The organism is Microbacterium gubbeenense DSM 15944 (assembly GCF_000422745.1).
Classification (GTDB): domain Bacteria; phylum Actinomycetota; class Actinomycetes; order Actinomycetales; family Microbacteriaceae; genus Microbacterium; species Microbacterium gubbeenense.
Window position 1 is genome coordinate 218,317 of the sequence record NZ_AUGQ01000005.1, and the last position, 17,233, is coordinate 235,549.

The 17,233-nt window shown below is 66.3% G+C and carries 27 protein-coding genes; 3 read left to right on the top strand and 24 right to left on the bottom strand.

Going from position 1 to position 17,233, the window contains the following annotated elements; genetic code table 11:
* Positions 1-6: 6 nt before the first annotated feature.
* The 23 genes from map to rpsJ all read right to left on the bottom strand — a co-directional run bounded on the left by map (position 7) and on the right by rpsJ (position 12,357).
* Positions 7-855 carry a type I methionyl aminopeptidase gene (map, locus tag G510_RS0104830; RefSeq protein WP_029152707.1) on the bottom strand — a complete coding sequence of 283 codons (849 nt, stop codon included), beginning with the start codon at positions 853-855 and terminating at the stop codon, positions 7-9.
* Between the two features lie 2 nt (positions 856-857).
* Positions 858-1,445, bottom strand: coding sequence for an adenylate kinase (locus tag G510_RS0104835; protein WP_029152708.1), 588 nt, complete (start codon positions 1,443-1,445; stop codon positions 858-860).
* Positions 1,442-2,767, bottom strand: a complete 1,326-nt coding sequence (gene secY, locus G510_RS0104840) for a preprotein translocase subunit SecY (RefSeq protein WP_029152709.1) — start codon at positions 2,765-2,767, stop codon at positions 1,442-1,444. The genes G510_RS0104835 and secY overlap by 4 nt, the downstream gene beginning before the upstream one ends.
* Before the next feature lie 122 nt (positions 2,768-2,889).
* Positions 2,890-3,351, bottom strand: coding sequence for a 50S ribosomal protein L15 (rplO, locus tag G510_RS0104845; protein WP_425411287.1), 462 nt, complete (start codon positions 3,349-3,351; stop codon positions 2,890-2,892).
* Complete coding sequence (rpmD, locus tag G510_RS0104850) at positions 3,348-3,533, bottom strand: 50S ribosomal protein L30 (RefSeq protein WP_029152711.1); 186 nt, start codon at positions 3,531-3,533, stop codon at positions 3,348-3,350. The genes rplO and rpmD overlap by 4 nt, the downstream gene beginning before the upstream one ends.
* A complete protein-coding gene (rpsE, locus tag G510_RS0104855; RefSeq protein WP_029152712.1) occupies positions 3,533-4,243 on the bottom strand; it encodes a 30S ribosomal protein S5 in 711 nt (236 codons plus the stop codon). The genes rpmD and rpsE overlap by 1 nt, the downstream gene beginning before the upstream one ends.
* A complete protein-coding gene (gene rplR, locus G510_RS0104860) occupies positions 4,240-4,599 on the bottom strand; it encodes a 50S ribosomal protein L18 (RefSeq protein ID WP_029152713.1) in 360 nt (119 codons plus the stop codon). The genes rpsE and rplR overlap by 4 nt, the downstream gene beginning before the upstream one ends.
* A gap of 2 nt (positions 4,600-4,601) precedes the next feature.
* Positions 4,602-5,138: a 50S ribosomal protein L6 gene (rplF, locus tag G510_RS0104865; RefSeq protein ID WP_029152714.1), complete on the bottom strand. Its 537-nt coding sequence runs from the start codon at positions 5,136-5,138 to the stop codon at positions 4,602-4,604.
* Between the two features lie 6 nt (positions 5,139-5,144).
* Positions 5,145-5,543 carry a 30S ribosomal protein S8 gene (rpsH, locus tag G510_RS0104870; RefSeq protein ID WP_029152715.1) on the bottom strand — a complete coding sequence of 133 codons (399 nt, stop codon included), beginning with the start codon at positions 5,541-5,543 and terminating at the stop codon, positions 5,145-5,147.
* Between the two features lie 156 nt (positions 5,544-5,699).
* The gene (rplE, locus tag G510_RS0104875; protein WP_051216351.1) at positions 5,700-6,281 is read right to left on the bottom strand and encodes a 50S ribosomal protein L5; all 582 of its coding nucleotides are present in this window, start codon (positions 6,279-6,281) and stop codon (positions 5,700-5,702) included.
* Between the two features lie 11 nt (positions 6,282-6,292).
* Complete coding sequence (gene rplX, locus G510_RS0104880) at positions 6,293-6,664, bottom strand: 50S ribosomal protein L24 (protein WP_029152717.1); 372 nt, start codon at positions 6,662-6,664, stop codon at positions 6,293-6,295.
* A 3-nt stretch (positions 6,665-6,667) separates the two neighbouring features.
* Positions 6,668-7,036, bottom strand: coding sequence for a 50S ribosomal protein L14 (gene rplN / locus G510_RS0104885; protein ID WP_029152718.1), 369 nt, complete (start codon positions 7,034-7,036; stop codon positions 6,668-6,670).
* A 29-nt stretch (positions 7,037-7,065) separates the two neighbouring features.
* On the bottom strand, positions 7,066-7,353 hold the full coding sequence (gene rpsQ / locus G510_RS0104890; RefSeq protein WP_029152719.1) for a 30S ribosomal protein S17: 288 nt from the start codon (positions 7,351-7,353) through the stop codon (positions 7,066-7,068).
* Positions 7,353-7,658 (bottom strand): 50S ribosomal protein L29, encoded by a 306-nt coding sequence (gene rpmC / locus G510_RS18995; protein WP_029152720.1) that lies wholly within the window; start codon positions 7,656-7,658, stop codon positions 7,353-7,355. Before rpmC ends, rpsQ begins: the two co-directional genes overlap by 1 nt.
* Positions 7,658-8,077, bottom strand: coding sequence for a 50S ribosomal protein L16 (gene rplP / locus G510_RS0104900; protein WP_029152721.1), 420 nt, complete (start codon positions 8,075-8,077; stop codon positions 7,658-7,660). The genes rpmC and rplP overlap by 1 nt, the downstream gene beginning before the upstream one ends.
* Positions 8,077-8,841, bottom strand: coding sequence for a 30S ribosomal protein S3 (gene rpsC / locus G510_RS0104905; protein ID WP_029152722.1), 765 nt, complete (start codon positions 8,839-8,841; stop codon positions 8,077-8,079). Before rpsC ends, rplP begins: the two co-directional genes overlap by 1 nt.
* On the bottom strand, positions 8,841-9,236 hold the full coding sequence (rplV, locus tag G510_RS0104910) for a 50S ribosomal protein L22 (RefSeq protein WP_036321947.1): 396 nt from the start codon (positions 9,234-9,236) through the stop codon (positions 8,841-8,843). The genes rpsC and rplV overlap by 1 nt, the downstream gene beginning before the upstream one ends.
* Before the next feature lie 26 nt (positions 9,237-9,262).
* Positions 9,263-9,544, bottom strand: coding sequence for a 30S ribosomal protein S19 (gene rpsS, locus G510_RS0104915; RefSeq protein WP_029152724.1), 282 nt, complete (start codon positions 9,542-9,544; stop codon positions 9,263-9,265).
* Positions 9,545-9,556: 12 nt separating this feature from the next.
* Entirely contained in the window at positions 9,557-10,396 is an 840-nt protein-coding gene (gene rplB / locus G510_RS0104920; protein WP_029152725.1) for a 50S ribosomal protein L2, read from the bottom strand.
* Positions 10,397-10,422: 26 nt separating this feature from the next.
* Complete coding sequence (gene rplW / locus G510_RS0104925; protein WP_029152726.1) at positions 10,423-10,722, bottom strand: 50S ribosomal protein L23; 300 nt, start codon at positions 10,720-10,722, stop codon at positions 10,423-10,425.
* On the bottom strand, positions 10,719-11,375 hold the full coding sequence (gene rplD, locus G510_RS0104930) for a 50S ribosomal protein L4 (RefSeq protein ID WP_029152727.1): 657 nt from the start codon (positions 11,373-11,375) through the stop codon (positions 10,719-10,721). The genes rplW and rplD overlap by 4 nt, the downstream gene beginning before the upstream one ends.
* 5 nt (positions 11,376-11,380) lie before the next feature.
* Positions 11,381-12,040 carry a 50S ribosomal protein L3 gene (gene rplC, locus G510_RS0104935; protein WP_029152728.1) on the bottom strand — a complete coding sequence of 220 codons (660 nt, stop codon included), beginning with the start codon at positions 12,038-12,040 and terminating at the stop codon, positions 11,381-11,383.
* Between the two features lie 8 nt (positions 12,041-12,048).
* A complete protein-coding gene (gene rpsJ, locus G510_RS0104940; protein ID WP_029152729.1) occupies positions 12,049-12,357 on the bottom strand; it encodes a 30S ribosomal protein S10 in 309 nt (102 codons plus the stop codon).
* A gap of 420 nt (positions 12,358-12,777) precedes the next feature.
* Here rpsJ and G510_RS0104945 point away from each other — a divergent pair, with 420 nt between their 5' ends.
* Genes G510_RS0104945 through G510_RS15395 form a run of 3 tightly spaced genes read left to right on the top strand, consistent with a single transcriptional unit; the run spans position 12,778 to position 15,031 of the window.
* Positions 12,778-13,266, top strand: a complete 489-nt coding sequence (locus G510_RS0104945; RefSeq protein WP_051216354.1) for a GtrA family protein — start codon at positions 12,778-12,780, stop codon at positions 13,264-13,266.
* On the top strand, positions 13,263-14,093 hold the full coding sequence (locus G510_RS0104950; RefSeq protein WP_029152731.1) for a glycosyltransferase family 2 protein: 831 nt from the start codon (positions 13,263-13,265) through the stop codon (positions 14,091-14,093). The genes G510_RS0104945 and G510_RS0104950 overlap by 4 nt, the downstream gene beginning before the upstream one ends.
* Entirely contained in the window at positions 14,090-15,031 is a 942-nt protein-coding gene (locus G510_RS15395) for a glycosyltransferase family 2 protein (RefSeq protein ID WP_051216356.1), read from the top strand. Before G510_RS0104950 ends, G510_RS15395 begins: the two co-directional genes overlap by 4 nt.
* A 13-nt stretch (positions 15,032-15,044) precedes the next feature.
* Here G510_RS15395 and G510_RS0104960 read toward each other — a convergent pair whose 3' ends face one another.
* Complete coding sequence (locus tag G510_RS0104960; protein WP_029152732.1) at positions 15,045-17,222, bottom strand: YfhO family protein; 2,178 nt, start codon at positions 17,220-17,222, stop codon at positions 15,045-15,047.
* Between the last annotated feature and the right edge of the window lie 11 nt (positions 17,223-17,233).

Below are 17,233 nucleotides of genomic sequence, written 5' to 3' on the forward strand. Positions count from 1 at the left end.
CCTGGTTCAGGGGATGGGGGCCGGCGTGATGCCGAACGGCGCGAGGCCCTCTGCTCCCCCATCGGGCGAGGTGAGAACCCAGATACCACCAGCATGCACGGCAACGCTATGTTCCCAGTGTGCGCCGGAGGATCCGTCGACCGTCGTGATCGTCCAGTCGTCGTCCTCGACGCGGACCTCTTCGCTGCCGGCCGTCATCATGGGTTCGACGCAGATGCACAGGCCGGGCTTGATCTCGGCGCCGCGGCCGGGCGTCGCGTAGTGGAACAGCGTCGGCGGCTCGTGCATCGACCTGCCGATGCCGTGCCCGACGTAGTCGCGCAGGATCCCGGCAGGCTGGCCGGTCGAGGGAAGGGGATTCGACTCGATGTGATCCTGGATGACGGCGCCCACCTCGCCGAGGTGCGTGCGGGTCGCGAGCGCCGCGATGCCGGCCCACATGGATCCGCGGGTGACGTCGCTGAGCTCCTGTCGCTGCGCGACGAGCTCGGCATCGGATCCGCCCGGCACGATGAACGTGCGCGCGGAGTCGCCGTTCCAGCCCTCCGTGGTCTCCGCGCCGGCATCGATCGAGACGATGTCGCCGGGCTCGAGCACGCGGCCGCCGGGGATGCCGTGCACGACCTGGTCGTTGACCGACGCGCACACCGTGTGGCTGTACCCGTCGACCATCTGGAAGTTCGAGTGCGCGCCGCGCTCGCGGATCGTCTGCTCGGCGATCGCGTCGAGCTCGAGCGTCGTGATGCCCGGACGGATCGCGTCTGCGACCGCGTCGAGCGCGGCCGAGGTGATCAGGCCGGGCTCGACCATGCCCCGCAGTTGCGCGGGCTTCTTATAGATCGAGCGACGGAACATGCCTAGCGGATGAGGCTGCGTGCGTCGAGCGCGGCGAAGATGCGCTCGGTGACCTGCTCGAGGGTGCCGACGCCGTCGATGCGGTCGAGGACGCCGCGCTGGGCGTAGGTCTCGGCGATCGGCGCCGTCTCCGACTCGTAGATGTCGAGGCGGTGCGCCACGGCATCCTCGGTGTCGTCGCTGCGGCCCTCGATCTCGGCGCGACCGGTGATGCGCGCGACCGATTCGGCGCGCGGCACGTCGAGCAGGATCACGGCGTCGAGCGCCGCGCTGTGCGAGGCCAGGAAGTCATCGAGGTACGCGACCTGCGCGGCGTTGCGGGGGTATCCGTCGAGCAGGAACCCGCGCTCGATCGCGTCGGACTGCGAGAGGCGGTCGCTGACGATCTCGCCGGTCACGTCGTCGGGAACGAGATTGCCGGCGTCGGTGATCGCCTTCACCTTGAGGCCGAGCTCGGTGCCGCCCTTGATGTTCGCGCGGAAGATGTCGCCGGTCGAGACGACGGGAACGCCGTACGCCTCGGCGACGCGCTGTCCCTGCGTTCCTTTGCCCGAGCCCTGCGGGCCAACGATCAGCAGACGTGTCGTCATCGGAGGAGCCCTTCATAGTGGCGCTGCTGCAGCTGCGCGTCGATCTGCTTGACGGTCTCGAGACCCACACCGACCATGATGAGGATCGACGTGCCGCCGAACGGGAAGTTCTGGTTCGCCTGCACCGTAGACAGGGCGATGAGCGGGATGAGCGCGACGAGACCCAAGTAGATCGAGCCCGGGAATGTGATGCGCGAGATGACGAACCGCAGGTACTCAGCCGTCGGACGGCCGGCGCGAACGCCCGGCACGAATCCGCCGTACTTCTTCATGTTGTCGGCGACGTCATCCGGGTTGAACGTGATCTCGACGTAGAAGTACGTGAAGCCGATGATCAGCAGGAAGTACAGCGCCATGTACAGCGGGTGGTCGCCCGTCGTGAGGTAGTCGTTGATCCACACGACCCAGGCCGCGGGCGCGCTGCCGTCAGTGGGGGTGTTGAACTGCGAGATGAGCGCGGGCAGGTACAGCAGCGACGAGGCGAAGATCACGGGGATCACGCCCGCCATGTTGACCTTGATCGGAATGTACGTGCTCGTACCGCCGTAGGTGCGACGGCCGACCATGCGCTTGGCGTACTGGACGGGCACGCGGCGCTGCGACTGCTCGACGAACACGATGAGCGCGATGATCACGATGCCGATGAGGATGACGAGGGCGAAGATCTCGAAGCCGTTCGAGGCCCAGATCGCGCCGAGGGCGCCCGGGAACGACGCCGCGATCGACGTGAAGATGAGCAGCGACATGCCGTTGCCGATGCCGCGCTCGGTGACGAGCTCGGCCATCCACATGATGAGGCCGGTTCCGGCGGTCAGCGCGAGGATCATCATGGCCTGCGAGAGAACGCTGTCGTTCGTCAGCAGGTTGTCACAGGCGGCGACGCCGGTGTTCGCGCCGAAGAGCTGACCGGTGCGCGCGACGGTGATGAGCGTCGTCGACTGCAGCAGCGCGAGCGCGATCGTCAGGTAGCGCGTGTACTGCGTGAGCTTGGCCTGACCCGCCTGGCCTTCCTTCTGCAGCGTCTCGAAGTGCGGGATCACAACGCGCAACAGCTGCGTGATGATCGATGCCGTGATGTACGGCATCACGCCGAGCGCGAAGATGGACAGCTGCAGCAGCGCCCCACCCGAGAACAGGTTCACGAGCGACATGAGCCCGTCTGTTCCGGCCGTCTGCTCGAGGCAGAGCTGCACGTTCGGGTAGCTCACGAACGGCGCGGGAATGTGCGCGCCGAAGCGGTACAGGGCGATGATGCCGATCGTGAAGAGGATCTTCCGACGAAGGTCGGGGGTGCGGAAGATCCGCGCAATAGCGCTGAACAAGAGACTGCCTCCCAGAAACGGATGGAGCGCGAGAACGCACACCGTCCACCAGACTAACGGAAAAAGGGCCGGGAGCTGTTCGCTCCCGACCCTTTTCCGATCAAACGCGTTTCACGAACGCGTTACTTGACAGATCCGCCCGCTGCCTCGATCTTGGCCTTCGCCGAAGCGGAGACCTTGTCGACCGACACGTTCAGCGCCACGGCGATGTCGCCGTCGCCCAGAACCTTGACGAGCGAGTTCTTCCGCACGAGGCCGTTTTCCACGAGGACGTCGGCAGTGATGTCGCCGCCCTTGGGGAAGACCTCCGCGATGCGAGCCAGGTTCACAACCTGGTACTCGGTGCGGAACGGGTTCTTGAAGCCGCGAAGCTTCGGTGTGCGCATGTGCAACGGCATCTGGCCACCCTCGAAGCCGGGACGCACGGTGTTGCGAGCGCGCGTACCCTTCGTTCCGCGGCCGGCGGTCTTGCCCTTGGAGCCCTCACCGCGACCCTTACGGGTCTTCGCGGTGTTGGCGCCGGGGACCGGGCGGAGGTGGTGAGCCTTGAGCACGTCGGGGCGCTCGTTGTTCTCAGCCATCAGTCGATCTCCTCAACCTTGACGAGGTGAGCGACGGCGCGGACGTAGCCACGGGTCTGCAAGTCATCGGGGCGGACAACCGCGTCACCGATGCGCTTGAGACCGAGGCTGCGCAGCGTGTCACGCTGGTTCTGCTTCTCGCTCACCTTGGACTTGATCTGCGTAACCTTCAGACGCGCAGCCATCAGGCACCTGCCTTTGCCGACGCGGCGGAAACCTTCTCGGCCTCCGCGCGAACGATACGCGCAGGAGCGACCTGATCGAACTCGACACCGCGACGCGCGGCGACCGCACGGGGCTCCTCGAGCTGCTTCAGAGCCGCAACCGTCGCGTGGACGATGTTCAGCGTGTTCGACGAGCCGAGCGACTTCGACAGAACGTCGTGGACGCCTGCGCACTCGAGCACGGCGCGGACGGGACCACCGGCGATAACACCGGTACCGGCCGACGCGGGACGCAGCATGACAACGCCAGCTGCTTCCTCGCCCTGTACGGGGTGCGGGATCGACTTGTCGACGCGGGGAACGCGGAAGAAGTTCCGCTTCGCCTCTTCGACGCCCTTCGAGATCGCGAGGGGAACCTCACGAGCCTTGCCGTAGCCGACGCCCACCAGGCCGTCACCGTCGCCGACGACGACGAGAGCGGTGAAGCTGAAGCGACGACCACCCTTGACGACCTTCGACACGCGGTTGATCGTGACGACGCGCTCCAGGAACTGGCTGTCGTTTCCACGGCCGCCGTTGCGGTCGTTTCCACGACGGTCTCCGCGACCGCCGCGTCCGCCGCGGTCGTTGTTGCCGCCGCGACGCTCCTGACGCTGCTCGGTCTGCGCCGCCTCGGCGGGCGCCTGGCCGGCTGCTTCCGTGGTCACTTCGGTCTCCTTGTTGTCACTCACAGGCTCAACCCTCCTTCGCGGGCGCCATCGGCGATGGCCGCAACGCGACCGGCGTAGCGGTTGCCGCCACGGTCGAACACGACCGCCTCGATGCCCGCGGCCTTGGCGCGCTCGGCAACGAGCTCGCCGACGCGGCGAGCCTTTGCGGTCTTATCGGACTCGGCCGAGCGCAGCTCGGTCTCGAGGGTCGATGCGGAGGCCAGCGTGTGACCCTTTGCATCGTCGATCACCTGCACGAAGATGTGGCGCGCCGAACGCGTCACAACGAGACGGGGGCGCGCTGCGGATCCCACGACCTTCTTGCGAAGGCGAGTGTGGCGGCGTGTACGCGCTGCGGTCTTCGACTTCACAGCCATGATTACTTACCAGCCTTTCCGGCCTTGCGGCGCACCTGCTCGCCGGCGTAACGCACACCCTTGCCCTTGTACGGCTCGGGCTTGCGGATCTTGCGAATGTTCGCGGCGCACTCACCGACGGCCTGCTTCGAGATGCCGGTGACCGTGATCTTGTTGTTGCCCTCGACGGCGAGCTCGATGCCCTCCGGCGGGTCGACGACCACGGGATGCGAGAAGCCGAGCGCGAGCTCGAGGCTCTGGCCCTTCTTCTGCACGCGGTAGCCGGTTCCGACGATCTCAAGGCCCTTGGAGTAGCCCTGGCTCACGCCGATGATGTCGTTGTTGATGAGCGTGCGGGTCAGGCCGTGCAGTGCACGAGACTCACGCTCTTCGTTCGGCCGGGTGACGAGAACCTGGTTCTCCTCGACCTTGACCTCGATCGGGGCGGCGACAGCGAGCTTGAGCTCGCCCTTCGCACCCTTGACCGTGACGTCGCGGCCGGAGACGGAAACCGTCACGCCCGCGGGGATGTCAATGGGAAGCTTGCCAATGCGCGACATAGTCGATCACCACACGTAGGCGACAACTTCTCCGCCTACGCCCTTCTGCTCGGCCTGGCGGTCTGTGAGAAGACCGCTGGAGGTGGACAGGATGGCAACGCCGAGGCCACCGAGCACCTTGGGCAGCTCGGTCGACTTCGCGTACACGCGGAGTCCGGGCTTCGAAACGCGCTTGATGCCCGAGATCGAACGCTCGCGGTGCGTGCCGTACTTCAGCGTCAGCGTGAGCGTCTTGCCCACACGAGCGTCGGTCTCCTCGAAGGAGGCGATGTAGCCCTCCTGCTTGAGCATCGCTGCGATGTTCTTCTTGAGCTTGCTCGACGGCATCGACACCTCGTCATGGTGCGCCGAGTTCGCGTTGCGCAGACGGGTCAGCATATCTGCGACCGGGTCTGTCATGGTCATATTCGTATTCCTTTGTTCATGAGGTTTCGGCTGCCGTTACACGACAGACGACCTTCCACGACGTGGATAGCCAGTATCCGATTGTCCACTGTGATGCCGGGCCCGGCCAAACCGAGCCCGGCATCCTCAGCGTTTTCCCTGAGTGGAAGGATCCGCTCAGGCGTCCTTGACGAAGGGGAACCCGAGCTGCGTGAGCAGCGCGCGACCCTCGTCGTCGTTCTTCGCGGTGGTCACGATCGTGATGTCGAAACCACGCACACGGTCGATCCGGTCCTGGTCGATCTCGTGGAAGATCGACTGCTCCGTCACACCGAAGGTGTAGTTGCCGTTGCCGTCGAACTGCTTGCCCGAGAGGCCGCGGAAGTCGCGGATACGGGGAAGCGCGAGCGAGATCAGTCGGTCCAGGAACTCCCACGCGCGGTCACCACGGAGGGTGACGTGCGCGCCGATGGCCTGGCCCTCGCGCAGCTTGAACTGCGCGATCGACTTCTTCGCCTTGGTGACGACGGGCTTCTGACCGGTGATCGCGGTGAGGTCGGAAACCGCACCCTCGATCACCTTGCTGTCGCGGGCTGCCTCGCCGACGCCGGTGTTGACGACGACCTTCACGAGGCCCGGAATCTGCATGACGTTCTCGTAACCGAAATCGTCCTGCAGCTTCTGGCGGATCTCGCTGCGGTAGACCTGCTTCAGGCGCGGCTGGATTTTGCCAGTCTGCGCGGCACTATCAGTGCTCATCTGTTAACCCTTTACTTTCCCTTGGGGTCGGGGATGTCGCTGCCCGAGCCCTTGGCGACGCGCACGCGCACGGTCTTCTTGACGCCGTCCCGGACCTGCTCCTCGACGCGGTATCCCACGCGTGTCGGCTTCTTGGTCTCGGGGTCGACGATCGCGACGTTGGACGAGTGGATCGGGGCCTCGAGGGTCTCGATGCCACCGGTCTTCGTGCCGCGCTGCGTCTGACCGACGCGCGTGTGCTTGGTGATGTAGTTGACGCCCTCGACGACCACGCGGTTGCCGATGACCTCGAGCACCTTGCCCTGCTTGCCGCGGTCTCCGCCGCGAGCCTGGGTGGCGCCGGTGATGACCTGAACCAGGTCACCCTTCTTGATCTTCGCCATGAGTTACAGCACCTCCGGGGCAAGCGAGACGATCTTCATGAACTTGCGGTCACGCAGCTCACGACCGACCGGCCCGAAGATACGGGTGCCGCGCGGCTCCCCGTTGTTGTTGAGAAGGACGGCCGCGTTCTCATCGAACTTGATGTACGAGCCATCGTCGCGTCGCGTCTGCTTCTTCGTGCGGACGACGACCGCCTTGACGACGTCGCCCTTCTTGACGTTGCCGCCGGGGATCGCGTCCTTGACCGTCGCGACGATGGTGTCACCCACGCCCGCGTAACGGCGGGCAGAGCCACCGAGAACACGGATCGTGAGCAGCTCCTTCGCGCCGGAGTTGTCGGCGACCTTGAGGCGGGATTCGTTCTGAATCACTGGTTACTCCTTCAAGCGAGCCCGAAGGCTTACTTGGCCTTTTCGACGATTTCGACCAGACGCCAGCGCTTGGTCGCGCTGGTCGGACGGGTCTCGTGGATCACGACGAGGTCACCAATGCCGGCGGTGTTCTGCTCGTCATGGGCCTTCAGCTTCTTCGTGCGGCGGAGGACCTTGCCGTAAAGCGGGTGCTTCACGCGATCCTCGACCTCGACAACGATGGTCTTATCCATCTTGTCGCTCACGACGAAGCCGCGAACGGACTTGCGGTAACCGCGCTCTACGGCGGCGGTCTCCGTCTGCTTCTCGCTGGCCATCACTCAGCCTCTCCCTCGGCGACAGCGGCCTCGTCGGCCTTCTTCGCCTTGCTCTTCTTGGCCTTCTTCTCGACCGGAGCCGGCGTCGCACGGATCCCGAGCTCGCGCTCACGGATCACGGTGTAGAGCCGCGCGATGTCGCGCTTCACGGCGCGGATGCGACCGTGGCTCTCCAGCTGACCGGTAGCCGACTGGAAGCGCAGGTTGAACAGCTCTTCCTTGGCCTTGCCCAGCTCCTCGGCGAGGCGCTGGTCTTCGAACGTGTCGAGCTCGCTCGGGGCGAGCTCCTTGGTGCCGATCGCCATTACGCGTCGCCCTCCTCGCGCTTGATGATGCGTGCCTTGAGAGGCAGCTTGTGCATTGCCCGGGTCAGGGCGCCCTTCGCGAGCTCTTCGCTCACGCCGGCGACCTCGAACAGGACGCGGCCCGGCTTGACGTTGGCGACCCAGAACTCGGGTGAACCCTTACCGGAGCCCATGCGGACTTCGGCAGGCTTCTTGGTGAGCGGACGGTCCGGGAAGATGTTGATCCACACCTTGCCGCCGCGCTTGATGTGACGCGTCATGGCGATACGAGCCGCCTCGATCTGACGGTTCGTCACGTAGGCCGGGGTCATCGCCTGGATGCCGTATTCGCCGAACGACACCTTAGTGCCGCCCGTCGCCTGGCCACTGCGGCCGGGGCGGTGCTGCTTACGGAACTTAACCTTGCGGGGGATAAGCATTACGCCGATGCTCCTTCCGGTGCGCGGCCTGCAGCGCCAGCGTCGTTACGACGCGGGCCGCGGCGGCCACCACGATCGCCACCACGAGCAGGCTTCTTGTTGGCCTCCTCGCGAGCGAGCTCCTTGTTCGTGAGGTCACCCTTGTAGACCCAGACCTTCACGCCGATGCGGCCGAAGGTGGTCTTCGCCTCGTAGAAGCCGTAGTCGATGTTCGCGCGCAGCGTGTGCAGCGGCACACGACCCTCGCGGTAGAACTCCGTACGGCTCATCTCGGCGCCGCCGAGGCGGCCGGAGACCTGGATGCGGACGCCCTTGGCGCCGGCGCGCATGGCGCCCTGCAGTCCCTTGCGCATGGCGCGACGGAACGCAACGCGAGCAGCGAGCTGCTCGGCAACGCCCTGAGCGACGAGCTGAGCGTCGGCCTCGGGGTTCTTGACCTCGAGGATGTTCAGCTGGATCTGCTTCGCCGTGAGCTTCTCGAGCTCGGCACGGATGCGCTCGGCCTCCGCACCGCGGCGACCGATGACGATGCCCGGGCGCGCCGTGTGGATGTCCACGCGAACGCGGTCCTTGGTGCGCTCGAGATCGATGCGGCTCACGCCGGCACGGTCGAGGTTCTTCTGCAGCAGCTGGCGGATGCGGATGTCCTCCGCAACGTAGTCAGCGTAGCGCTGACCCGGCTTCGTCGAGTCGGCGAACCAACGGGACGTGTGGTCCGTCGTGATGCCGAGGCGGAAGCCGTAAGGGTTGATCTTCTGTCCCATTACTTGCTCGCCTTCTTGTTGCTACCCGCTGCCGCTTCGGCGGCCTCGGGCGTGGAGAGCACGACCGTGATGTGGCTCGTGCGCTTCTTGATCTGGTCAGCGCGACCCTGGGCGCGGGGACGGAAACGCTTGAGCGTCACTCCCTCGTCCACGAAAGCGTTCTTCACGAAGAGGTCGTCTTCGTTCAGCGCCTCACCGGCTGCGTCGGCCTTCACCTGCGCGTTGGCCTTTGCAGACTCAACGAGCTTGAAGATCGGCTCGGAAGCACCCTGTGCCGCGAACTTCAGGATGGCGAGGGCCTCGTCGGCCTGCTTCCCCTTGATGAGCGCGACAACACGACGGGCCTTCTGAGGGGTCACGCGGATGTGTCGCACGCGTGCGATTGACTCCACCATTACTCTCTCCTCTCAGCGTCGCCGCGTCAGCGGCGACGGCCCTTCTTGTCGTCCTTCACGTGGCCGCGGAAGGTGCGGGTGGGCGCGAACTCGCCCAGCTTGTGGCCGACCATCGACTCGGACACGAACACAGGAATGTGCTTGCGTCCGTCGTGCACGGCGATCGTGTGGCCGAGCATGGCCGGGACGATCATCGAACGACGAGACCAGGTCTTGATGACGTTCTTGGTTCCCGCCTCGTTCTGCGAGCTGACCTTGCGAAGCAGGTGCTCGTCGACGAAGGGGCCCTTCTTCAGACTGCGTGGCATCTTCTTGAACTCCTACTTGCGGTTCTTACCGGCGGGGCGACGACGCACGATGTACTTGTCGCTTTCACGGTTGGCGTGACGAGTGCGGCCTTCGACCTGGCCCCACGGGGTAACGGGGTTGCGTCCACCAGAGGTGCGACCCTCACCGCCACCGTGCGGGTGGTCGACCGGGTTCATCACGACACCGCGCACGGTCGGGCGAACGCCCTTCCAGCGCATACGGCCGGCCTTGCCCCAGTTGATGTTCGACTGCTCGGCGTTGCCGACCTCGCCGATCGTGGCGCGGCAGCGCGCGTCGACGTTGCGGACCTCGCCCGACGGCAGGCGGAGCTGCGCGTAGGGGCCGTCCTTGGCGACGAGGCGAACCGACGAGCCGGCGGAACGAGCCATCTTCGCACCGCCGCCGGGACGCAGCTCCACGTTGTGGAGAACGGTACCGGTGGGGATGTTGCGGAGGGGCAGGTTGTTGCCGGGCTTGATGTCGGCGCTGGGGCCGGACTCGATGACGTCGCCCTGCTTCAGCTTCGCCGGAGCGATGATGTAGCGCTTGGTGCCATCGAAGTAGTGCAGGAGCGCGATGCGAGCCGTACGGTTCGGGTCGTACTCGATGTGAGCAACCTTGGCGTTCACGCCGTCCTTGTCGGAGCGACGGAAGTCGATCACGCGGTACTGGCGCTTGTGGCCACCACCGATGTGACGGGTCGTGATGCGGCCCTGGTTGTTACGGCCACCGGTCTTCGGCAGCGGACGGAGCAGCGACTTCTCGGGCGTCGATCGGGTGATCTCGGCGAAGTCTGCCACCGACGAGCCGCGGCGACCGGGGGTCGTGGGCTTGTAGTTGCGAATAGCCATATTCGTTTCCTAGTCCTTCCCAGCTATCAGGCGACAGCCGTGAAGATGTCGATGGTGCCCGACTTGAGCGTGACAATTGCGCGCTTGGTGTCCTTGCGCTTGCCAGTGCCGAAGCGGGTGCGGCGGGTCTTGCCCTGACGGTTCAGAGTGTTGACCGAAGCGACCGAGACACCGAAGATCTTCTCGATCGCGAGCTTGATCTCGGTCTTGTTGGCGCGGGTGTCCACGACGAACGTGTACTTGCCCTCGTCGATCAGGCCGTAGCTCTTCTCCGACACGACGGGCGCGAGGATGATGTCGCGCGGGTCCTTGTTGATCGCGGTCATGCCGAGACCTCCTTGGCGCCGGCCTTCTGCGCGATGAACGCGTCGATGGCGGCCTTGGTGAAGACGATGTCGTCGCTGCGGACGACGTCGTATGCGTTGAGCTGGTCGGAGACGATCGCGTGCACGTTGCCGAGGTTGCGGACGCTCAGGTAGCTCGTCTCCTCGTCGCGGCCGATCACGACGAGCGTGTTCTTGCCGGCGGTGAAGGTCGACAGGAACGACGCGGCGGCCTTGGTGGCCGGCTTGTCGGTGCCGAAGGTCTCCACAACGTGGATGCGCTGGCCGCGAAGACGGTCGCTGAGCAGACCCGCAAGGGCCGCCGCGATCATCTTCTTGGGGGTGCGCTGCGAGTAGTCGCGCGGCTTCGGGCCGTGGACGATGCCACCGCCGCGGTGCTCGGGCTGGCGGATCGAGCCCTGGCGTGCGCGGCCGGTGCCCTTCTGCTTGAACGGCTTCGCACCGGTACCGGAGACCTCACCGCGACGCTTGGTCGAGTGGGTGCCCTGGCGAGCCGCCGCGAGCTGCGCGACGACGACCTGGTGGATCAGCGGAACGTTCGTCTTGACGTCGAACACGTTCGCGGGAAGCTCGACCGTGCCGGTCTTCTTCCCGTCGGTGCCGAGAACGTCAATAACGAGAGTCGAGTCAGCCATCTAACTCAGGCCCCCTTCACTGCGTTGCGGACGTACACGACACGGCCGCGCGCACCGGGGACGGCGCCCTTGACGAGCAGCAGACCCTTCTCGGCGTCGACGGCGTGCACCGTGAGGTTGAGGACGGTCACGCGCTCGCCGCCCATGCGGCCGGCCATGCGCGTGCCCTTGAAGACTCGGCTCGGGGTCGCCGAGGCGCCGATCGAACCGGGCTTGCGGTGGTTGCGGTGTGCACCGTGCGAAGCCGGGGCGCCGGAGAAGTTGTGACGCTTCATGACACCGGCGAAGCCCTTGCCCTTGCTCGTGCCGACGACGTCGACGAGCTGGCCGGCCTCGAAAGTGCCCTCAGCGGTGATCTCCTGGCCGAGCGAGTAGTCCGCGGCGTCAGCCGTGCGGATCTCAGCGACCTTGCGGCGCGGCGTGACGCCGGCTGCCTGGAAGTGACCGGCGCTGGGCTGGTTCACCTTGCGCGGGTCGATCTCGCCCGCCGCGATCTGAACGGCGTTGTAGCCGTCCTTCTCGGGGGTGCGCACCTGTGTGACGACGTTCGGCGCGAGCTCGATCACCGTGACGGGGACCAGCTTGCCGTTCTCGTTCCACACCTGGGTCATGCCGACCTTCTTGCCGAGCATGCCCTTCGAAATCTTGTTGTTGATGTCAGCCATGTCGGACCTCAGAGCTTGATCTCGATGTTGACGTCGGCCGGCAGGTCCAGACGCATGAGCGAGTCGACCGCCTTCGGCGTCGGGTCGACGATGTCGATGAGGCGCTTGTGGGTGCGCTTCTCGAAGTGCTCGCGGCTGTCCTTGTACTTGTGGGGCGACCGGATGACCGTCACGATGTTCTTCTCCGTGGGGAGGGGCACCGGGCCCACGACCTGCGCACCTGCGCGGGTCACGGTGTCGACGATCTTGCGCGCCGACGTGTCGATGACCTCGTGGTCATACGACTTCAGGCGAATGCGGATCTTCTGTCCCGCCATTTGTCTGCTCACTCTCATTCAGCGTCGTACCTCGATGGGCATTGGACGCACGTGCCCTCCGGATACCCTTCGGGCTGGCACACGAGCTCCTCTTGCGAGGGGCCGCGCCATATTCATCTGTCAATCCCGCGGGCGCACCGAAGACCGTGAGCTCTGGGATGTGATCGTTTCCTCTGCCTGCGGCCCAGGTCTGTGCGCTTCGCGCCGCCTGTGCACTGCCAGTGCAGTGATTCGATGGGCGCATAGCGCAGCCACCGAAATGTGGAACCTGTCTATTCTGCCAGGCGTTCACCCCCCAAAGCAACCCGGGCGTGTCGCGCCGCGATCCGCACGATCACGCGGATCCGTCCGGTCGCCACGGCGTCTTCTCAGCTACCCGATCAGGGCCGTTTGTCGGGGGTCAAGATCTAGTCTTATGGGGTGACGAACGACGAGGGGAATTCTGCCGACGAAGCCGTCGGCGGCATGAAGGGCCCCGACGGGCCGCTCCTCAAACTCTTCAAGAACCGCGGGTTCGCCTTTCTCGTCGTCGGCGGCATCAACACGGGCATCGGATTCGTGTGGTTCATCCTGTTCTCGATGCTGTTCCGCACGATCGCACCGGGCGAGGCGTGGACGGTCTTCGTCGTCATCGCCTGCGCGCAGGTGACCTCGACGATCAGCGCCTTCTTCCTCTACCGCCGCCTCGTGTTCCGCGTGACGGGCCACGCCTGGCTCGACTTCTGGCGCTTCCAGCTGGTGTACCTGACGAGTTTTCTGCTGAATCTGCTTGTCGTTCCCCCGCTCAAGCTCTGGCTCGGGTGGGATGAGATCGTCGCCCAGTTCGCGTTCACGTTCGTGATCGCCGTGATCAGCTGGTTCGGACACAGCCAGTTCTCGTTCCGCCGCAGTGCAAAGGACACCCAATGACAGCGCCCGAACTCTCGGTCGTCGTGCCCGCGTTCCGCCAGGCGGGCGTGCTCGCCGAGACCATCCGATCGGTGCTCGCCCAGCACGAGGTCGATCTCGAGCTGATCGTCGCCGATCACTCCTCCGACGACGGCACCTACGAGGTCGCCCAGGCGTTCGAGGGCGACTCGCGGGTCACGGTGCTGCGCACGCACGCGGGCGGCGGCGCGGTCGCGAACTGGTCGGCCGTGACGAAGCGCGCGCGGGGCGAGTTCGTGAAGCTGCTGCCGGGCGACGACACGGTGCTTCCCGGATCCCTCGCCCGCCAGGTCGCGCTGCTGCGCGCGAACCCGGGCGCGACGCTCGTGGGCGGCCGGCGGCGCATCATCGATCAGAAGGGCCGCACGATTGCGAAGTCGCGCGGGCTGCAGGGCCTTTCGCCCGAGATGCCGGGCGGCGAGGCGGTGCGCGCGTCGGTGCTCAGTGGCACGAACCCGTTCGGCGAGCCGGGCGCGGTGATGATGCGCCGATCCGCGCTGGATCGGGCGGGCGGATGGCAGGGGCAGTGGTCGTACGCGATCGATGTGGCGACGTACTACGCGGTGCTGAAGTACGGATCCTTCGTGCGCGACGACGAGGTCGCCTCGACGTTCCGCGTCGGCGGCGGGCAGTGGTCCGTCGCGCTCGTCGACGAACAGGCGTCAGAGATGGCGCGGTTGTTCGCGCAGGCGCATCGCGATTTCGACGAGGTGTCCGAGGATGATGTGATCCGCGGATCCCGCAGGGCGCGGCGCCTCGCCTGGCAGCGCCGTATGGTCTATCGAGTGCTGAAGGTCGTGAAGCGATGAGGACGATCGCGTTCGTGCTGCCGATCTACAACGAGCAGGACAACATCCCGGTGCTGTACGAGCGGCTCACGGCCGTGGCCGCCTCGCTCGCCGACCGGTTCGCATGCGAGTTCGTCTTCGTCGACGACGGATCCCGCGACCGCTCGCTGCCGCTGCTGCGCGCGCTGCGCGAGAACGACGACCGGGTGTCGGTGTACGCGCTCGCGCGGAACAAGGGCCACCAGGTCGCGGTGACGGCAGGGCTCGACGTGGCCGACGCAGACGCGGTGATCGTGATGGACAGCGATCTGCAGGATCCGCCCGAGGTCGCGCACGCCCTGATCGAAGCGTGGGAGAACGGCGCAGACGTGGCCTACGCGAAGCGCCGCACCCGCAACGATGGGTTCTTCAAGCGCACATCGGCCGGCGTCTTTTACTGGGTGCTGTCGAAGATGGCGCGCATCGAGATCCCGCGCGACACCGGCGACTTCCGACTGCTCGACCACCGCGTCGTGGAGGAGCTGCGCCGATACCCCGAGCGCAACCGCTTCCTGCGCGGCATGGTCGCCGAGATCGGCTTCAGCCAGCAGGCCGTGGAGTTCGACCGCGACGCGCGGCACGCGGGCAAGACCGGATACCCGCTGAGCAAGATGGTCAAGCTCGCGGCCGACGGGATCATCGGGTTCAGCTCATTCCCGCTGCGCCTGATCAGCGGCATCGGACTCGTGCTCGCCGTGATCGCCGGCGTCTGGACGGTGTATCTCGCGATCTCACGATGGGTCGACCCGTCGTCATCGGTCGAGGGCTGGACGTTCCTCGCGGCCGGCATGTTCCTGCTCGGCGGAATCCAGATGCTGATGCTGGGCGTGCTCGGAAACTACATCGGGCGCATCTACGAAGAGGTGCAGGCCCGGCCGCTGTACGCCTTCTCCGTCGCGGAGCACGGGCCGCGGCGCTGACCCTGACTCGGGGTCACACCCGCTCGCGCCGCCGCACCACCCCGCGCGCGATGAGCCAGCCGGCCAGCACAAGCCACGCGAGCACGAAGGATCCGGCGAGCACCGGGAACGGCGGCGGCAGGAACCGCACCGTCACCTCGTCGCCTGCCTCGAGCCCCGCGACGTCGACGGTCAGCAGGTAGTCGCGCACGGGATCCGCGAGCTCCGCCCCCGAGACCGAGTACCCGGGGAAGGGCAATCGGCTGAGCGCGACGCGCGGATCCTCACCCACGGCGTCGACGGTGAACGTGACGCTCGTCTGGGTCTCCCCCGTCTCGGTCACGTCGGCGCCCTCGCCTGACCACACGACACCGCCGGCTGCGGGCAGCGGCTCATCGCGTTCGAATTGCCACATCCAGCCGCCGTCGTTGCCGAGGTGCCACCCCTCGGGCGCGGTCGGCTCTTTGTCGAACGAGTACTTCGCGACGAGGATCGTCGAGACGCTCAGCAGGTCGGCGACCGGAAGGTCCGTCTCTTCATCGTTGCTCCAGAGCGTCTCGAGCGCGCTCTTGCAGGTGAGGCCGCGGAGGTCGCTGCACAGGTCTGAGGCATACGCCGAGAACGGCAGCACCGTGTAGACGCTCGAGACGTTCGCGTCGCTGACGTACCAGAGGTTCGCCATCAGGCGCTCGTCCCAGCTCTCGGGGGTTCCGGCGCCCTTCATGTAGTTGCCGACGACGATCGCATCGCCCTCGACGTCGCCCAGCACGTCGCGCAACTCATCGGTGTCGGTGGGGGCGTTCACACTCGGCAGCGGCGATTCGCGCCACTGCATGAGCTGCGCGGCGCCGACGCCCATCGTCACGAGCATTGCGCAGGCGACGACGAACGCGGTCTTCTTCTCCCAGGAGGAGGCCCGACCGGGCACGAATGGGGTGTCCCTCGCCTGGGCGACGAGCACGACCACGATGACCGCGATGACCTGCAGGGCGGCGCCGAGCGCGATCGCCTTCCACGCCCACATCTCGCCGATCCACGAGACATATGCCATCGCGGCAATGAGCGCGACGGCGGCCCAGGCGCGCCCGCGCGAGATGCGCTCGGGGAACGCCTTGGTGGCGGCGACCGCGAACACGATCAGCACGGCGATGACGACGTACGGCATCATGCGCAGCGGCCAGCGGATCGCCCCGAGGTCGCTCGGCGCGATGATGAACGCGAGCGCGAACGCGCCGTAGATCCACACCGGCAGGAGCCGCTTAATGTTCGCGCGCGGGATCGGGAGGAACAGCGGCAGCAGCGGGAGGATCCAGGCGATGTAGACGAGCGGTCCCGACGTCATCGCGCCCTCGAACGACTGGATCGTCGCGACGGTGAGCGGCGAGGCCGAGGAGAACAGGTCGGAGATGTCGGCGTTGAGGAACCCGGTGTTCTCGTACGGCGCCTCGCTGCGCGTTGTGACGGCCGAGGTCATCATCGCGGGCAGGTACACGACGATCGTCCACAGCCCGCCCCACGCGCTCGCCGCGAGGGTGCGGAGAATGCGCACGCGGTCGCGCAGCACGATGTGGCGCACGAGGGTCTCGACGAGCAGCACGACCAGCACGATCACGCCGAAGACGTAGCCGAAGGTGACGAGCGTGAAACTCGTGATGACGAGCGGGATCGGCGACTTGCCGTGCTCGACCGCGCGCCGCAGGGTCCACCACACGAGAGGCAGCAGGCACGAGTCGAACAGGCCCGTCGACCAGGACGCGGCGTCCATGTACACGGTGAAACCGGCAGCCGGGGCAAGGGTCGCGGCGAGCGCGGCCCACGGGCGGGAGGCCCCGAACTCGCGGCAGATCAAGTACATGCCGATCGCAAAGATCGCGAGGAAGAGGATCTTCCAGGCCGTCACGTGGAGGGCGGCGTCGGGGGTGACATATGCCGTGAGCCCGATGAGCCAGGTGACGGGACTGAGAATCCCCCACTGCCCTTCGGCGAAGTAGTTGCCGCCCTGCCAGGCAGAGGGATCGAGAATCGGCAGCGTGCCGCGCGAGAGGTGCTCGCCGAGCGACCACCACTGGCCGAAGGATCCGCGCTCGGTGTCGTCGGCGAAGTAGAACCGCGGGTTCACAGCGACGCGCGACGCGGCGAGCGCGATCGTGAGGACGACCGAGATCAGGGGCCAGCGAAGCCGCCGCCAGAACGTGTCGCGCGCTGATGTCATGCGGCTGCCTC

Excerpts from the sequence above, each read along its gene's own strand:
- map (WP_029152707.1), bottom strand. The coding sequence starts at position 855 with ATGTTCCGTCGCTCGATCTATAAGAAGCCCGCGCAACTGCGGGGCATG.
- G510_RS0104835 (WP_029152708.1), bottom strand. The coding sequence starts at position 1,445 with ATGACGACACGTCTGCTGATCGTTGGCCCGCAGGGCTCGGGCAAAGGA.
- rpmD (WP_029152711.1), bottom strand. The coding sequence starts at position 3,533 with ATGGCTGCGCGTCTGAAGGTTACGCAGATCAAGTCCAAGGTGAGCGAG.
- rplR (WP_029152713.1), bottom strand. The coding sequence starts at position 4,599 with ATGGCTGTGAAGTCGAAGACCGCAGCGCGTACACGCCGCCACACTCGC.
- rplF (WP_029152714.1), bottom strand. The coding sequence starts at position 5,138 with ATGTCGCGCATTGGCAAGCTTCCCATTGACATCCCCGCGGGCGTGACG.
- rpsH (WP_029152715.1), bottom strand. The coding sequence starts at position 5,543 with ATGACCATGACAGACCCGGTCGCAGATATGCTGACCCGTCTGCGCAAC.
- rplE (WP_051216351.1), bottom strand. The coding sequence starts at position 6,281 with ATGAGCACTGATAGTGCCGCGCAGACTGGCAAAATCCAGCCGCGCCTG.
- rplX (WP_029152717.1), bottom strand. The coding sequence starts at position 6,664 with ATGGCGAAGATCAAGAAGGGTGACCTGGTTCAGGTCATCACCGGCGCC.
- rpsQ (WP_029152719.1), bottom strand. The coding sequence starts at position 7,353 with ATGGCCAGCGAGAAGCAGACGGAGACCGCCGCCGTAGAGCGCGGTTAC.
- rpmC (WP_029152720.1), bottom strand. The coding sequence starts at position 7,658 with ATGGCGATCGGCACCAAGGAGCTCGCCCCGAGCGAGCTCGACACGTTC.
- rplP (WP_029152721.1), bottom strand. The coding sequence starts at position 8,077 with ATGCTTATCCCCCGCAAGGTTAAGTTCCGTAAGCAGCACCGCCCCGGC.
- rpsC (WP_029152722.1), bottom strand. The coding sequence starts at position 8,841 with ATGGGACAGAAGATCAACCCTTACGGCTTCCGCCTCGGCATCACGACG.
- rplV (WP_036321947.1), bottom strand. The coding sequence starts at position 9,236 with ATGGTGGAGTCAATCGCACGCGTGCGACACATCCGCGTGACCCCTCAG.
- rpsS (WP_029152724.1), bottom strand. The coding sequence starts at position 9,544 with ATGCCACGCAGTCTGAAGAAGGGCCCCTTCGTCGACGAGCACCTGCTT.
- rplB (WP_029152725.1), bottom strand. The coding sequence starts at position 10,396 with ATGGCTATTCGCAACTACAAGCCCACGACCCCCGGTCGCCGCGGCTCG.
- rplW (WP_029152726.1), bottom strand. The coding sequence starts at position 10,722 with ATGACCGCGATCAACAAGGACCCGCGCGACATCATCCTCGCGCCCGTC.
- rplD (WP_029152727.1), bottom strand. The coding sequence starts at position 11,375 with ATGGCTGACTCGACTCTCGTTATTGACGTTCTCGGCACCGACGGGAAG.
- rplC (WP_029152728.1), bottom strand. The coding sequence starts at position 12,040 with ATGGCTGACATCAACAACAAGATTTCGAAGGGCATGCTCGGCAAGAAG.
- rpsJ (WP_029152729.1), bottom strand. The coding sequence starts at position 12,357 with ATGGCGGGACAGAAGATCCGCATTCGCCTGAAGTCGTATGACCACGAG.
- G510_RS0104950 (WP_029152731.1), top strand. The coding sequence starts at position 13,263 with ATGACAGCGCCCGAACTCTCGGTCGTCGTGCCCGCGTTCCGCCAGGCG.
- G510_RS15395 (WP_051216356.1), top strand. The coding sequence starts at position 14,090 with ATGAGGACGATCGCGTTCGTGCTGCCGATCTACAACGAGCAGGACAAC.
- G510_RS0104960 (WP_029152732.1), bottom strand. The coding sequence starts at position 17,222 with ATGACATCAGCGCGCGACACGTTCTGGCGGCGGCTTCGCTGGCCCCTG.